The sequence below is a fragment of the Burkholderia sp. USMB20 genome, assembly GCF_000949135.2.
GTDB lineage: Bacteria > Pseudomonadota > Gammaproteobacteria > Burkholderiales > Burkholderiaceae > Burkholderia.
In genome coordinates, this window is record NZ_JTAN02000001.1 from 162,937 (window position 1) to 177,372 (window position 14,436).

13 protein-coding genes and 2 pseudogenes are annotated in these 14,436 nt (G+C 66.8%); 12 read left to right on the forward strand and 3 right to left on the reverse strand.

The annotated features are described in order from the left end of the window. Positions 1-18: 18 nt before the first annotated feature. From dkgB to PL79_RS00780, 4 genes are all read left to right on the forward strand, one after another. Positions 19-825 carry a 2,5-didehydrogluconate reductase DkgB gene (gene dkgB / locus PL79_RS00765; protein ID WP_044845844.1) on the forward strand — a complete coding sequence of 269 codons (807 nt, stop codon included), beginning with the start codon at positions 19-21 and terminating at the stop codon, positions 823-825. Between the two features lie 64 nt (positions 826-889). Beyond that, on the forward strand, positions 890-2,005 hold the full coding sequence (locus PL79_RS00770) for an alkene reductase (RefSeq protein ID WP_044845845.1): 1,116 nt from the start codon (positions 890-892) through the stop codon (positions 2,003-2,005). Positions 2,006-2,025: 20 nt separating this feature from the next. Beyond that, positions 2,026-2,988: a cyclase family protein gene (locus tag PL79_RS00775; RefSeq protein WP_044845846.1), complete on the forward strand. Its 963-nt coding sequence runs from the start codon at positions 2,026-2,028 to the stop codon at positions 2,986-2,988. Between the two features lie 118 nt (positions 2,989-3,106). Next, entirely contained in the window at positions 3,107-3,889 is a 783-nt protein-coding gene (locus tag PL79_RS00780) for an SDR family oxidoreductase (RefSeq protein ID WP_044845847.1), read from the forward strand. Positions 3,890-3,974: 85 nt separating this feature from the next. Here the strand turns inward: PL79_RS00780 and PL79_RS00785 are convergent, their stop codons facing one another. Continuing rightward, a complete protein-coding gene (locus PL79_RS00785; RefSeq protein WP_044845848.1) occupies positions 3,975-4,640 on the reverse strand; it encodes an O-methyltransferase in 666 nt (221 codons plus the stop codon). 48 nt (positions 4,641-4,688) lie between these two features. Between PL79_RS00785 and PL79_RS00790 the strand changes: the two genes are divergently transcribed. The 6 genes and pseudogenes from PL79_RS00790 (at position 4,689) to PL79_RS00815 (ending at position 10,293) form a co-directional block, all read left to right on the forward strand. Then, on the forward strand, positions 4,689-5,366 hold the full coding sequence (locus PL79_RS00790; RefSeq protein WP_044845849.1) for a TetR family transcriptional regulator: 678 nt from the start codon (positions 4,689-4,691) through the stop codon (positions 5,364-5,366). Between the two features lie 538 nt (positions 5,367-5,904). Further along, a complete protein-coding gene (locus tag PL79_RS00795; RefSeq protein ID WP_044845850.1) occupies positions 5,905-7,293 on the forward strand; it encodes an NCS2 family permease in 1,389 nt (462 codons plus the stop codon). A 239-nt stretch (positions 7,294-7,532) separates the two neighbouring features. Continuing rightward, positions 7,533-8,125 (forward strand): annotated as a pseudogene (locus PL79_RS00800) (hypothetical protein). Between the two features lie 30 nt (positions 8,126-8,155). Next, a complete protein-coding gene (locus PL79_RS00805) occupies positions 8,156-8,368 on the forward strand; it encodes a hypothetical protein (protein WP_135800924.1) in 213 nt (70 codons plus the stop codon). After that, the gene (locus PL79_RS00810) at positions 8,365-9,285 is read left to right on the forward strand and encodes a LysR substrate-binding domain-containing protein (protein WP_044845852.1); all 921 of its coding nucleotides are present in this window, start codon (positions 8,365-8,367) and stop codon (positions 9,283-9,285) included. The genes PL79_RS00805 and PL79_RS00810 overlap by 4 nt, the downstream gene beginning before the upstream one ends. Before the next feature lie 225 nt (positions 9,286-9,510). Continuing rightward, a complete protein-coding gene (locus PL79_RS00815; protein WP_044845853.1) occupies positions 9,511-10,293 on the forward strand; it encodes an ABC transporter substrate-binding protein in 783 nt (260 codons plus the stop codon). 79 nt (positions 10,294-10,372) lie between these two features. Here the strand turns inward: PL79_RS00815 and PL79_RS37105 are convergent. Then, positions 10,373-10,438 (reverse strand): annotated as a pseudogene (locus tag PL79_RS37105) (IS3 family transposase); the annotation flags it as partial. 313 nt (positions 10,439-10,751) lie between these two features. On the opposite strand from PL79_RS37105, the gene PL79_RS00820 reads away from it, so the two are divergent. Further along, positions 10,752-11,867 (forward strand): succinylglutamate desuccinylase/aspartoacylase family protein, encoded by a 1,116-nt coding sequence (locus PL79_RS00820; RefSeq protein ID WP_044849039.1) that lies wholly within the window; start codon positions 10,752-10,754, stop codon positions 11,865-11,867. 148 nt (positions 11,868-12,015) lie between these two features. On the opposite strand, the gene PL79_RS00825 is transcribed toward PL79_RS00820, so the two are convergent. Continuing rightward, positions 12,016-12,822, reverse strand: a complete 807-nt coding sequence (locus PL79_RS00825; protein ID WP_044849040.1) for a MetQ/NlpA family ABC transporter substrate-binding protein — start codon at positions 12,820-12,822, stop codon at positions 12,016-12,018. Between the two features lie 306 nt (positions 12,823-13,128). Here PL79_RS00825 and PL79_RS00830 point away from each other — a divergent pair, with 306 nt between their 5' ends. Further along, on the forward strand, positions 13,129-14,289 hold the full coding sequence (locus PL79_RS00830; RefSeq protein WP_044849041.1) for a porin: 1,161 nt from the start codon (positions 13,129-13,131) through the stop codon (positions 14,287-14,289). Positions 14,290-14,436: the final 147 nt, after the last annotated feature.

The following is a 14,436-nucleotide window of genomic DNA, read 5'->3' on the forward strand; positions in this document are numbered from 1 at the left end:
CTATCCCAGGAGCACAAGATGAGCAACATTCCCGCATTCGGCCTCGGTACGTTCCGCCTGCAAGGCCAGGTTGTGATCGACTCGGTCCGTAACGGCCTCGAAGTCGGCTATCGCGCGATCGACACCGCGCAGATCTACGGCAACGAAGCCGAAGTCGGCGAAGCGATCGCCGCGTCGGGCGTGCGCCGCGAAGACCTGTTCCTCACGACGAAGATCTGGGTCGACAACTACGCACCGGAAAAGCTGGTGGCGAGCCTCGAGGAAAGCCTGCGCAAGCTGCGCACCGACTATGTCGACCTGACGCTGATCCACTGGCCAGCCCCGGACAACGGCGTGTCGCTCGAGGCATTCATGACTGCGCTCGCCGAAGCCAAGGCGAAGGGCCTCACGCGCCAGATCGGCATCTCGAACTTCAACATCGAACTGACGAAGCAAGCGATCGCGGTGGTCGGCAAGGATGCGATCGCGACGAACCAGATCGAACTGAGCCCGTACCTGCAGAACCGCAAGCTGGTCGAGTTCCTGAACGCCGAAGGCATCCACGTGACGTCGTACATGACGCTCGCGTACGGCAAGGTGCTCGGCGACCCGGTGATCGGCGCGATCGCGCAGCGTCACGACGCGACGCCGGCGCAAGTCGCACTGGCCTGGGCACTGCAGCTCGGCTACTCGGTGATTCCGTCGTCGACCAAGCGCGAGAACCTCGCAAGCAACCTGCTCGCGCAGACGCTGCGCCTCACCGACGAAGACATGGCGCAGATCGCCGCGCTCGAGCGCAACGGCCGCGAAGTCGATCCGGCCGGCCTCGCGCCGACGTGGGACTAAGCGCGCCGCACCCTCAATCGACCCGTCCGCGGCCAGCCGGCCGCGGCACCGACAGGAATCCATCATGACCCAGGACCCGCTGTTCCAACCGCTGCAATTCGGCGCGCTGACGCTGCCGAACCGCATCGTGATGCCGCCGATGACGCGCTCGCGCGCCAGCCAGCCCGGCGACGAAGCCAACGAACTGATGGCCGCGTATTACGCGCAGCGCGCGAGTGCGGGCCTGATCGTCAGCGAAGGCACCTACATCGCGCCGCTCGGCAAGGGCTACGCATGGACGCCCGGCATCCACACGCCGTCGCAGGTCGCCGGCTGGCGCAAGGTGACGGACGCCGTCCACGCCGCGCACGGCCGCATCTTCGCGCAGCTGTGGCACGTCGGCCGGCTGAGCCACACGAGCCTGCTCGGCGGCCGGCAACCCGTGTCGTCGTCGCCGCTCCAGGCGAAGGGCGTGAGCGTGTTCATCGCCGGTGAAGACGGCAGCACGCCGGGCTTCGTGCAGGCCTCCGAGCCGCGCGCGCTGTCCGTCGACGAAATCCGCGAGATCGTCGATCAGTACCGCGTCGCCGCCCGCAACGCGATCGAAGCCGGCTTCGACGGCGTCGAGCTGCATGGCGCGAACGGCTATCTCGTGAACCAGTTCATCGACTCGAACGCGAACACGCGCACCGACGCGTACGGCGGCTCGCTCGAAAACCGGCTGCGCTTCCTGCGCGAAGTCACGCAGGCGCTGATCGAAGGCACCGGCGACGCATCGCGCGTCGGCATCCGCCTCGCGCCGCTGACCACGCTGAACGGCTGCGTCGACGACGATCCGGAAACGACCTACCTCGCCGCCGCGAAGCTGCTCGGCGAACTCGGCGTCGGCTACCTGCACATCGCGGAAGCCGACTGGGACGATGCGCCGCTGATGCCGGTCGAATTCAAGCAGCAGCTGCGTGCCGCGTACCCGGGCGTGCTGATCTACGCCGGCGCATACACCGCCGAGCGCGCCCGCGAAGCGATCGCCGCCGGCTGGGCCGACCTCGTCGCCTTCGGCCGCCCGTTCGTCGCGAACCCCGACCTGCCCGAGCGCCTGCGCACCGGCGCCGCGCTCACGCCACACGATCGCAATACGCTGTTCGGCGGCGGCGCACAGGGCCTGACCGACTATCCGACGCTCGCGCAAGCCGCTGCGTAAACGATCCGAAGGAATCCTGCATGAAAGCAACACTCGCCCGGCTCGCGCTCGCCACGATCCTGCCGTTCACGGCGGCCCAGGCGGCGCACGCCGCGCCGGCCGCACCCGCGGCCGACTGGTATCCGTCCGTGTACGGCGCGAACGACGAAATCGGCGCGGCCAACCTGCTGACGCCCGACGTCGTCAGGCAGGCGGTCGGCCTCGTGAAGGCCGGCAAGACCTATCCGCTGGCCGTGCCGGTGAACAAGGACCTGCCGGCATTCCGCCACCGCAGCTTCCGGCTGTACAACGTGCAGGTCGGCCAGCAGGCCGGCAAGAGCCTCGGCCCGAACAAGTTCACGTTCAACGACGAACTCGTCAACGCATGGACCGGGGTCGGCACGCAGCTGAACGGCATCGGCCACATCGGCATCGACAACGTGTACTACAACGGCAACAAGGCGGCGGATTTCGTGACCGTCGACGGCGTGAAGAAGCTCGGCGTCGAGAAGGTGCCGCCGATCGTCACGCGCGGCGTCGTGCTCGACATGACCGCTTACTACGGCAAGCCGATCGTGCCGGGTGGCACCGAATTCACGGTCGCCGACATCCAGGCCGTGCTGAAGAAGGAAGGGCTGACGCTGCGCAAGGGCGACGTCGTGCTGTTCAACACCGGCTGGCTCGAGCTGATCGGCAAGGACAACAAACAGTTCCTCGATGTCGAACCGGGCATCGGCATGGAAGCCGCGAAGTGGCTCGCCGACCAGGGCATCGTCGCGTTCGGCGGCGACACGTGGGCGTCCGAGGTCTATCCGAATCCGCACACGCAGGACGAATTCCAGATCAACCAGTACATGCTCGCGAAGCGCGGCATCTACAACCTGGAGTTGATCGACAGCCGCGCGCTGGTGCGCGACAACGCGTGGGAATTCCTGTTCGTGCTCGGCCAGCCGCTGTACGTCGGCTCCACGCAGGTCAACATCAACCCGGTCGCGATCCGCTGATCCGGCGGGCCGCTCGTCGACCGGTTGCCGGCGGCCCGCAACGACGGTTTCCCTTTTCCGGCGCCGCCCGCTTCGGCCGGCAGCGCCGTTCTTTTTACAGGTTTTGCAGGAACTGATAATGAGCACGCAAGCATCGAAACTCGCCCTCGTCACCGGCGGCTCGCGCGGTATCGGCCGTGCCACGTCGTATGAACTCGCGCGACAGGGCTTCGTCGTCGCGGTCCACTATCGCGCCGATCGCGCGGCGGCGGAACAGACGCTCGCCGGCATCCGCGAACTCGGCGGCCGCGGCTTCGCGATCCAGGCCGACCTCGACGCGCCGGACGGCGTCGCCACGCTGTACGATGCCCTCGATCGCGCGGTCGCCGAACAGAACCTGCCGGCCACGCTCGACGTGCTCGTCAACAACGCCGGCGTCGCCGACGGCGGCACGCTGGACGACACGTCGGTCGCGCTGTTCGACCGTCAGTTCTCGCTGAACGTGAAAGCCGTGTTCTTCACGACGCAGCAGGCCGTAAAGCGCATGCCCCGCGGCGGCCGGATCGTGAACCTGTCGAGCGTGCTGTCGAGCCGGGTGTTCGAAGCCGGCGGCAACTTCAGCGCGATTTCCGCGTACGCCGCGTCGAAGGCCGCCGTCGACACGCTGACGCGCCACTGGGCGGTCGAACTCGGCCCACGCGGCATCGTCGTCAACGCGGTCGCGCCCGGCCCGGTCGATACCGACATGAACGCGAGCTGGCTGCGCACCGACGACGGCCGCGCGACGATGACGTCGGCCAGCCCGCTCGGCCGCGTCGGCACGCCCGAAGACATCGCGGGCGTGATCGGCTTTCTCGCGAGCCCGGCGTCGCAATGGACGACCGGCCAGGTCATCGACGCGAGCGGCGGCTACCGCCTGTAAGTCACGCAGGTGCCGCCGGGTCGCCCGGCGGCACCGATCGGCCCGCCCGCGGCGCGCGGCTCGCATGCTCGCAACGTCTCGCCGCTCAGCCAATCCGCATCGACAGCTCGACATCGCCGCCGAACGGCACCGACAGGTAGCCGTTCTCCGGCGCGCGCACGTAGGCGAGGTAGTCGGGGCTGTATTCCGCGTTGTCGGCGACGACGAACGCGCCGGGCCGCAGCCGCGGCTCGACCCGCGCGAGGATCTCCGGATACAGCGCCTTCGCGCCGTCGAGCAACACGAGATCGACGGTCTCCGGCAGATCGGCCGCCAGCGTGCGTAACGCATCGCCCGCGCGGATTTCCACCAGTTCGGCCAGCCCGGCCGCCGTCAGGTTCGCGCGCGCCCGTTCGACCTTCGACGCTTCGAACTCGCTCGTGATCACCCGGCCGCCGCCGTTGTCGCGCAGCGCAGCCGCGAGGTGCAGCGTCGAGATGCCGAACGACGTGCCGAATTCGACGATCGAGCGCGCACCGCAGCCGCGCGCGAGCATGTACAGCAGCGTGCCCGTCTCGCGCGACACCGCGAGCGGATAGTCCTTCAGGCGTGCATAGAAATCGGCGTAACCGGTCTTGCTGCGCATCAGCCGCGCGTGCTCGTCGTGCGACAGGTCGGCAAAGTCCGGGCTCGACGCGGGCGACGATGCCTCGGCTTCGTCGAACAGGCGCGCGAGCAGCGACGCCAGCGGGTCGTGAATCAGGGTGGTCATGCGAATCTCCGGTGTCAGGTTGAGTGCGTCAGGGCGCCCGACTAGAATATGACGAACTATTCAGGTTTTACTATTCGCATTGGCAGACCCGTCATGACCGACCGCCGCAACACCCCGATCGCCTCGCGCAGACTGCCTCGGCAGGCCCGCGCGACCCAGCTCGTCGACGACGTGCTGCAGGCCGCTATTCAGGTTCTGGCGACCGAAGGCGCGCAGCGCTTCACGATGGCGCGCGTCGCCGAGCGCGCCGGCGTGAGCGTCGGCTCGCTGTACCAGTACTTCCCGAACAAGGCGGCCGTGCTGTTCCGGCTCCAGCACGACGAGTGGCGGCAGACGTCCGGGATGCTCTGCGCGATTCTGCAGGACCCGCGGCAGACGCCGCCCGAGCGCCTGCGCACCGCCGTCCACGCGTTCATCCGTTCTGAGTGCGACGAGGCGCCCATGCGCATCGCGCTCGACGATGCCGCGCCGCTCTATCGCGACGCCCCCGAGGCGCAGGAAGTGAAGGACGCGTGCAACCGGATCTTCAGCGCGTTCATGCGCGAAGCGCTGCCCGACGTGCCCGACGCCACGCATGCGCTCGCGTGCGAATTGATCATGACGACGCTCACGACGGGCGGCAAGGCATTCTCCGAAACCGCGCGCACGCCTGCGGAAATCGATGCATATGCGACCGCGATGGCCGACATGTTCTGCACGTACCTCGCGCATCTCGCGCGTGTCTGATTCAGTGGCAGGCCAGGACGAGCGCGGGCGCGGCCCGCGCGCGGCACCGGCATCATCCGGATGCGGGTTGCGCACGGCCGCGTTTTCACATCCGGCGCGGCTGTTTCCGCGCGCCCGCGCAGCCTCTCCGAAAGTCCTTCGTAAGACTCGATGCATCACCCGCTCCCGCCCTGCCCGCCGACCCTGCATTCAAATAGTCGCCTTAACGGATTCGAACTAGGCGTATACACGCGTTCCGCGACGACGAAGCCCCGTTGCACGCCGATATAAGCGCTGCGACATGCGCTGCATGCTCTTCCCCCAATGGGACGTGATGGGCCGTTCGCCTAACCTTCGCTACGGCAAAGCACACGTGACGGGGTCGACCGCACCACGCGTCGCACGACGCGGCACACGCGCCCCCTTCGACGCGCGTACGACGACACGACTCACGCGTGATGCGTCCCCACGACGCCGCCGAACATTCCAACCAGATTCGAGACACCCTGACGACGGTCCGCCACGGGCCGTTTCAGCATGCTGATAAAGGAGCAAGCTCATGAGTGATACCCCGGTGCAGCCGACGGTCGGCGTCGGCGCGGAAGAAACGGACTTCGGCACCAAGGGAGTCATCGACCGGTACTTCGGCATTTCGTCGCGCGGCAGCACGCAGCGTCGCGAAATCGTCGCGGGCGTGACCACTTTCCTCGCGATGGTCTACTCCGTGTTCGTCGTGCCCGGCATGTTCGGCAAGGCCGGCTTCGACACGAGCGCGGTATTCGTCGCGGTCTGCCTCACCACCGCGTTCGGTTCGCTGCTGATGGGCCTGTGGGCGAAGCTGCCGATCGCGATCGGCTGCGCGATTTCGCTGACGGCGTTCACCGCGTTCGGGCTGGTGCTCGGCAAGGGCCTGCCGCCGACCGTCGCGCTCGGTGCCGTGTTCCTGATGGGCCTCGTGTTCACGGGCATCTCGGTCACCGGCGTGCGTTCGTGGATCCTGCGCAACCTGCCCGCGGGCGTCGCGCACGGCACCGGGATCGGCATCGGCCTGTTCCTGCTGCTGATCGCGTCGAACGACGTCGGCCTCGTGATCAAGAATCCGGGCGCCGGCCTGCCGGTCTCGCTCGGCCAGATCACCGCGTTCCCGGTCATCATGTCGGTCGTCGGCCTCGCTGCGATCTTCGGGCTCGAGAAGCGTCGCGTGCCGGGCGGCATCCTGCTCGTCGTGGTCGCGATTTCGCTGATCGGCCTCGCGTTCGATCCGGCCGTGAAGTACCGCGGCATCTTCGCGCTGCCGTCGCTGAGCGCACCGGGCCACGCGTCGCTGATCGGCGCGATGGACATCAAGGGCGCATTGTCGATGGCCGTGCTGCCGAGCGTGCTGGCGCTCGTGATGACCGCCGTGTTCGACGCGACCGGCACGATCCGCGCGGTCGCGGGCCAGGCCGGCCAGCTCGACGAGAACGGCCGCATCATCAACGGCGGCCGCGCGCTGACCGCCGATTCGGTCAGCTCGATCTTCTCCGGCTTCCTCGGCGGCGCGCCGGCGGCAGCCTACATCGAGTCGAGCGTCGGCGTGGCCGCCGGTGCGAAGACGGGCCTCGCGGCCGCGGTGGTCGGCGTCCTGTTCCTGGTCGTGATGTTCTTCTCGCCGCTCGCGGGCCTCGTGCCGTCGTACGCAACGGCCCCCGCGCTGATGTACGTCGGCCTGCTGATGCTCGGCAGCGTGAGCAAGCTGCACATGGACGACATGGTCGACGCGATGTCGGGCCTCGTGTGCGCGGTGTTCATCGTGCTGACCGCGAACATCGTGACGGGCATCATGCTCGGCTTCTCGACGCTCGTGATCGGCCGCGTCGCCAGCGGCGAATTCCGCAAGCTCAACGTCGGCACCGTGCTCATCGCGGCCGTGCTCGTCACGTTCTATCTCGGCGGCTGGGCGATCTGACCGCGGATCATGCGCGACGTCGCCTGCCGAAGGGCGGCGCGCATCGGGACGGCATCGTCTCCTCCACCATCGTCGTTGATGGTCTCCAGGCTCGGGAACGTACGTTTCCGGGCCTTTTTTCGTCGGTGCGGCGGGGGTTCCACCGGGCCGTTCGACCGACACGGGAAACCGCGGCAGCGTGCCGCGCATCGCGAATCCGCACGCGGTGCTACGATCGCGTTTTATCCTCCGGAACGCTCATGAATCCGTTCGGCATCGTCTCCGAATCAGACACGCGGACCGCGGCGCGCAAGCCACCGTTCATCCCGTCGTTCGGTTTCGTCGAAGTTCATGAATCGCGGCCGATCGATGCGCCGCCGTCGCGCATCATCGATGCGGTGGCCACGCTCGACATGCGCGCCGATCCCGTCATCGACGCGCTGCTTGCCGTGCGCGAAGCGCCGGCGGCCATCGCCCGCGCGCTGGGCCAGCGTCCGGCCGGCGCCGCCCGCGAGCGCTTCGGCTTCGATTCGTTCACGCTGCTGCATCGCGACGACACGTCGCTGTCGCTCGGGCTCGTCGGACGCTTCTGGCGCCCGACGCCCGACGTGCGCACGATCGACGACGCCGCGGCGTTCGTCCGGCACGACGATCCGGATGACGCGAAGCTGGTGTTGCGCTTCGAGGTCGTCGGGCTGTCGTCAGGCGCGCGGCTGCTGCGCACCGAAACCTTCGTGCACTGTCCGAGCGCGCGCACGCGCCTGCTGTTCCTGCCGTACTGGCTCGCGATCCGCTCGGGAGCGGCTGGACCCGCCGCCGCACGCTCGCGGCCGTCGAACTGGCGCTCGCCTGACACGCCGGGACGCCGTCGAACGGAAACGCGATGATGTCGTATCGCGGCATACATCGACGGCATCTCGAACACGCACGCAACATCATCTGCAATCCTGATCGGTTTACCGCCGGACACGGCGAAACTGTGCCGCGCACCGCCGCGAGATTTTTGTTCCGCCCCGCGCCCGCCGTCACCTCGCGCTACCCTATCGATCTTCGCGCCGGCGCCCCGGCCCGCCGCCAGATCCGAACCGATCGATGACCCGCATCCGCAACCACCTGAACATCGCGCAGCTCCAGGCCTTCGTCTCCGCCGCGCATCACAAGAGCCTGCGCGCCGCCGCGCGCGAGCTCGGCGTCACCCAGCCCGCGATCACGCACACGATCCGCGAACTCGAAACGGCGCTGAACGCGGAACTGCTCGTGCGCAGCGTGCGCGGCGTCGAGCTGACCGCGTGCGGCCACGCGCTGCTGCCGCGCGCCGAGCAGCTGCTCGGCGACATGCGCCGCACCGTCGAGGCCGTCGAGCAGGTGAAAGGGGAAATGTCGGGGCGCGTCGCGGTCGGCACGATGCCGTCGATCGCGCTGACCGCGCTGCCGCACGCGGTCACCGCCTTCCGCCGGTCGATGCCGAACGTGAACCTGCATCTGGAGGAAGTGACGGTGCCCGACGCGCTCGCGCAGCTGCGCAACGGCACGCTCGACATCGCTGCGATGCACCATGTGCCCGCGCTCGACCGCGATTTCACGCAGGTCCCGCTGCTGTCGACCGAGTTCACCGTCGTGATGCGCGAAGGTCACCCGCTCGCGCACGCGCGCCGATTAGAGGAATTGCTCGACGCGGAATGGATCGTCACGGTCGGCGCCGAGCAGTTTCCGCACAGCGTGATGGTCGGGATGTTCGAGGCGCGCGGGCTGCCGCTGCCGAAGCGCCTGCTGCGCTCGCCGATGTCGTTCGCGGTGACGCTCGGGCTCGTCGCCCGCTCCGACGTGATCGGCTGCTTCACGCGCCCGCTGGCCGCGATGGTGGCGCCGCTCGGGATCCGCACGGCCGATCTCGACGAAAGCATGCCGCGCTTCGACCTGTCGATCATCGCGCGCCGCGACCTGCTGCCGACGCCGGCGGTATCGCAATTCGTCACCTGCCTGCAGCGCGCGGTCAACGAAACGCTAGGTTGAATCGTTCCTTCCTCTGAAACGGTCACGCGCCACGCGCGCGGCCGTCGGGTCCGGTATCGGGGCTTGTCCTAGGCGCCCTGCCGGTATTTTGTCTTGATAATCTTGCGCACGTCGCGCGCCCGCATCGGGCAGCGAAACGGACAGTCCGACGCGAAGCCGCGCCGGGCCGAAGGCTTACGGCGCGGCACAACCGCGCACCCATCGAACAAAACGAGGAGTCACCGAGTGAAAAAGATTCTTGCGGCTGTGACCGTGGCCCTGCTCGCCGTATCGGCCGGCACTGCATACGCGAAGGACTGGACGACCGTACGCTTCGGCGTCGACGCAAGCTACCCGCCTTTCGAATCGAAAGGGGCTGACGGCAAGGTGGTCGGCTTCGACGTCGATCTCGGCAACGAAATCTGCCGCCGCATCAACGCGAAATGCGTGTGGATCGAGAACGACTTCGACGGGATGATCCCCGCACTGAAGGCTCGCAAGTTCGACGGCGTCCTGTCGTCGATGTCGATGACGCCGGCACGCGAGGAACAGATCGCGTTCTCGTCGAAGCTGTTCAACACGCCGACGCGCCTCGTCGCGAAGAAGGGCGCCGGCCTGATGCCGACGGCCGAATCGCTGAAGGGCAAGTCGGTCGGCGTCGAGCAGGGCACGATCCAGGAAACCTACGCGAAGACGTACTGGGCCTCGAAGGGCGTGAACGTCGTGCCTTACCAGAACCAGGACCAGGTCTACGCCGACCTGATCTCGGGCCGTCTGGACGGCGCGCTGCAGGACGCGGTGCAGGCTGAAATCGGCTTCCTGAAGACGCCGCGCGGCGCGAACTTCGATTTCGCCGGCAAGGACATCGACGATCCGAAGACGCTCGGCAACGGCGCCGGCATCGGCCTGCGCAAGGAAGACACCGACCTGAAGGCGAAGATCGACGGCGCGATCGCCGGCATGCGCAAGGACGGCACGTACGACAAGATCGCGAAGAAGTACTTCGATTTCGACGTGTACGGCAAGTAACACCGCGCAACGCGCGCTTCGCGACCGCGCAGACGGGCTCCGCAAGTGAACTGACCCCACGAAGTTGGACGGTTGAAGCCTAGGCGGCCGAGGGCTGAGTTCTGTATTGCACGGGACTCAGCCCATTTAATTTGAGCTTGATGCGATACGCCTGAACCACTCGATGCCGGAAACGTTCGTCGTACTTCGTCATGAAAAACACCCCAAAGATTGGATCTAGTCCAACTTTTGGGGTGCAGTTCAAAGGAGCCCGTTTTTTTTGCTCGCGCGCGGCGAAAGGCCGCGCGACACGCGGGGGCGAAGGGCTGCGGCGCCGTTATTTTTTACGCGCCAACCCGATGATTCGTAAAGGAAATCGACATGGTCGGCGCGCGGTTTGATAGGTTCGCGGAAGGCAACGTACAATCGATCTTCCACGCATACCGGATCACTCGCGGCTGCGCCGCCCTCCCCTCATCATGCAAACGCAGACCCATCCGCTGATTTCCCCCGCCATCGGCACCGAACGCCAGATCACGAGCTTCCACTACGGCCCGCGCGGCGGCAAGAAGGTCTACATCCAGTCGTCGCTGCACGCGGACGAACTGCCCGGCATGCTGGTCGCCGCGCTGCTGCGCCGCAAGATCGCCGCGCTCGAGACGGCCGGCAAGCTGCGCGGCGAAGTGGTCATCGTCCCCGTGCCGAACCCGATCGGCCTGTCGCAGCACGTGTTCGGCGATCACCTCGGCCGCTTCGAGCTCGGCTCGATGCAGAACTTCAACCGCAATTTCTACGATCTCGCGGCGCTCGTGCTGCCGCGCATCGAAGGCCGCCTGACGAACGACGCGCAGCGCAACCTCGCCGCGGTACGCGCCGCGATGCGCGAGGCGCTCGACGAACAGAAGCCGCGCACCGAGCTCGAATCGCAGCGCCTCGCGCTGCAGAAGCTGTCGTTCGACGCCGACATCGTGCTCGACCTGCATTGCGACAGCGACGCGGTGATGCACCTGTATACGAACCCCGATCTGTGGGAAGACGTCGAGCCGCTGTCGCGCTACCTGGACGCGCAGGCGTCGCTGCTCGCGCTGAATTCGGTCGGCAACCCGTTCGACGAGATCCACAGTTTCTGCTGGTCGGATCTGCGCAACCGGTTCGGCGATCGCTTCCCGATCCCGAACGGCGCGATTTCCGTCACGGTCGAACTGCGCAGCGAGCGCGACGTGTCGTACGAATTCGCGGAGAAGGACTCACAGGCGATCGTCGAATACCTGACCGAGCGCGGCGTCATCGACGGCACGCCGGCACCGCTGCCGCCGCTCGCGCATCCGGCCACACCGCTCGCGGGCACCGATCCGCTCGTCGCACCGGTGTCCGGCGTGATCGTGTTCCGCACGCCGGTCGGCGCATGGATCGAGGCCGGCCAGGACGTCGCCGACATCGTCGATCCGCTGACCGATCGTGTGATCACGTTGAAGAGCAGCGTGTCGGGCGTGCTGTACGCGCGCCAGATCGTGCGCTTCGCGACCGCCGGGATGGAAGTCGCGCGGATTGCCGGCGCGAACCCGATCCGCACCGGGTCGCTGCTGTCGGCCTGAGTCGCCTCCGGTCCGGGCCGCCTGAACGGCCGGCCCGCGCGCCGCATCGCGACGCGCACCAACGAAATCGCCCGCTTGCGCGGGCGATTTGCTTTTCGGTCCGGCGGCATGCCCGGCGACGTGGCCGGGGAGCAGCCGGGCGCAGCGTTCAGAACGCCGGCACGATCGCGCCGCCGAACTTCTGGTCGATGAACTTGCGCACGTCGTCCGATTCATAGGCCGCGACGAGCTTCTTCACCCACGGCTTGTCCTTGTCCTGCGCGCGCACCGCGATCAGGTTCGCGTACGGCCCGCGCAGATCCTCGATCGCGATCGCATCCTTCACCGGCGTGAGCCCGGCCTTCACCGCGTAGTCGGTGTTGATCGACGCGGCGTCGACATCGGGCAGCGCGCGCGGCAACTGCGCGGAGTCGAGTTCGACGATCTTGATCTTCTTCGGGTTCTCGGCGATGTCGAGCGGCGTCGCGTTCACGCCGTTGCTGCCGACGCCCGGCTTCAGCTTGATCACGCCGTACTTCTGCAGCAGCAGCAGCGCGCGGTTGCCGTTGGACGGATCGTTCTGGATCCCGACCTTCGCGCCGGCCGGCAAGTCCTTCAGCGACTTGAGCTTCTTCGAATAGAAGCCCATCGGCGCCGTGTAGGTCAGCCCGACGTTGACGATCTTGTAGCCGCGCTGCTTGATCTGGCTGTCGAGGAACGGCTGGTGCTGGAAGCCGTTCGCATCGAGGTCGCCCGCATCGAGCGCCGCGTTCGGCTGCACGTAGTCGTTGAATTCGATGACCTTGATCGCGAGCCCTTCGCGTGCGGCGACTTTCGTCACCTCGGTCCAGATCTGCGCGTCGGGGCCGCTCATCGTGCCGATCTTCAGCGTCTGGGAATCGGCGTGCGCGCCGGGCGCGGCAAAGGCCAGCGCCGCGGCAAGCGCGCCGAGGCCGGTCAGGATCGAACGTCGCATGGTGTCCTCTTGTCCCGTGTCGTTGTTGAAGCGCGCATCGTGGCACGGGGCCGGACCGGCACCAACCAAGCTTATTTCATGTGCATATTCCTCACTCCGATCGAATCTCAGGCGGAATCGGTATAACTCCCTGCTGTACAACCGGGCAGAATCCAATGTCGCATCGGCACCACAGATTCGTAATATGACAAGCCTGTCACATTCATTACGTGGCCCGCCGATAAAGTTGCGACCGGTCCGTGAAAGCGCCCATAGAGAGCGCCGGAACCGCAACTGGACACGCCATTTATTCGCTCGGAGAATCCTTTGAACAAGAAACTGTTGACCATCGCCATCCTCGCAGCAACGGCTGGCACGGCGCACGCACAAAGCAGCGTGACCCTGTACGGTGTCATCGATGCCGGTATCAGCTACGTGAACCACAGCAAGACCGCGAACGGCGGCAGCGGCAAGCTGTTCAAGTACGACGACGGCGTGGCCCAGGGCAGCCGTTGGGGCCTGCGCGGCACCGAAGACCTCGGTGGCGGCCTGAAGGCGATCTTCGTGCTCGAAAACGGCTTCAACAGCGGCAACGGCACGATCGGCCAGGGCGGCGCGATCTTCGGCCGTCAAGCGTACGTCGGCCTGAGCCAGGCGCAATACGGCACGGTCACGTTCGGCCGTCAGTACTCGTTCTCGACCGACATCCTCGGCTCGAACTACTCGACGGGCGGCAACACGGTCGCGGGTAACTACGCGTACCACGTGAACGACGTCGACCAGCTCACGTCGAGCCGCATCAACAACTCGGTGAAGTTCCAGAGCGCGAACTACGCCGGCTTCACGTTCGGCGCGTTGTACGGCTTCTCGAACTCGACCGACTTCGCAGGCGCACCGTCGACCACGACGGGCACCACGACGACGGCCGGTTCGTCGCGCGCATACAGCTTCGGCCTGAACTACGCGAACGGCCCGTTCGCGCTCGGCGCCGCTTACACGGACATCCGCTTCCCGAGCCAGTCGACGCCGGCATTCTCGACGTCGATCGCGAACATCGCGCTGACGAACATCCGCGACCTGCGCACGTACGGCGTCGGTGGCCGCTACATCTTCGGCCCGGCAACGGCATGGCTGCTCTGGACGCGCACGCAGTTCACCCCGATCGCGGCTGGCGCATCGGGCACGTTCTACAACGCGTATGAAGCAGGCGTGAAGTACGCGATCACGCCGGCCCTGTCGGCAGCCGTCGGCTACACGTACACGAACGCCACGCAAAGCGGCAACTCGGCACACTGGAACCAGGGCAACCTCGGCCTCGACTACGCACTCAGCAAGCGTACGGACGTGTACGCGCTGGTCATCGGCCAGAAGGCGTCTGGCAACAACGTGCAGGCGCAGATCGGCTCGAGCACGAGCTACTTCAGCACGTCGGGCAACGGTGCGACGAACCAGATCGCCGCGCGCGTCGGTATCCGTCACAAGTTCTAAAGCATCCGCTTAACTCGTCCGCTCATCGCGCGGATGACGACGGCACGAAGCGCCCCGCTCCATGCGGGGCGCTTTTTTATGGGCTTTTAAGTTTCGCTTAATTCTGGGCTGAGAGGATGCTCTCACCCCCCCTGTTGGCCGCCTGAG

Coding starts and splice junctions, on each gene's coding strand:
- PL79_RS00770 (WP_044845845.1), top strand. CDS start 890: ATGACCCAGGACCCGCTGTTCCAACCGCTGCAATTCGGCGCGCTGACG.
- PL79_RS00775 (WP_044845846.1), top strand. CDS start 2,026: ATGAAAGCAACACTCGCCCGGCTCGCGCTCGCCACGATCCTGCCGTTC.
- PL79_RS00790 (WP_044845849.1), top strand. CDS start 4,689: ATGACGAACTATTCAGGTTTTACTATTCGCATTGGCAGACCCGTCATG.
- PL79_RS00810 (WP_044845852.1), top strand. CDS start 8,365: ATGACCCGCATCCGCAACCACCTGAACATCGCGCAGCTCCAGGCCTTC.
- PL79_RS00795 (WP_044845850.1), top strand. CDS start 5,905: ATGAGTGATACCCCGGTGCAGCCGACGGTCGGCGTCGGCGCGGAAGAA.
- PL79_RS00825 (WP_044849040.1), bottom strand. CDS start 12,822: ATGCGACGTTCGATCCTGACCGGCCTCGGCGCGCTTGCCGCGGCGCTG.
- PL79_RS00785 (WP_044845848.1), bottom strand. CDS start 4,640: ATGACCACCCTGATTCACGACCCGCTGGCGTCGCTGCTCGCGCGCCTG.
- PL79_RS00805 (WP_135800924.1), top strand. CDS start 8,156: ATGATGTCGTATCGCGGCATACATCGACGGCATCTCGAACACGCACGC.
- dkgB (WP_044845844.1), top strand. CDS start 19: ATGAGCAACATTCCCGCATTCGGCCTCGGTACGTTCCGCCTGCAAGGC.
- PL79_RS00780 (WP_044845847.1), top strand. CDS start 3,107: ATGAGCACGCAAGCATCGAAACTCGCCCTCGTCACCGGCGGCTCGCGC.
- PL79_RS00820 (WP_044849039.1), top strand. CDS start 10,752: ATGCAAACGCAGACCCATCCGCTGATTTCCCCCGCCATCGGCACCGAA.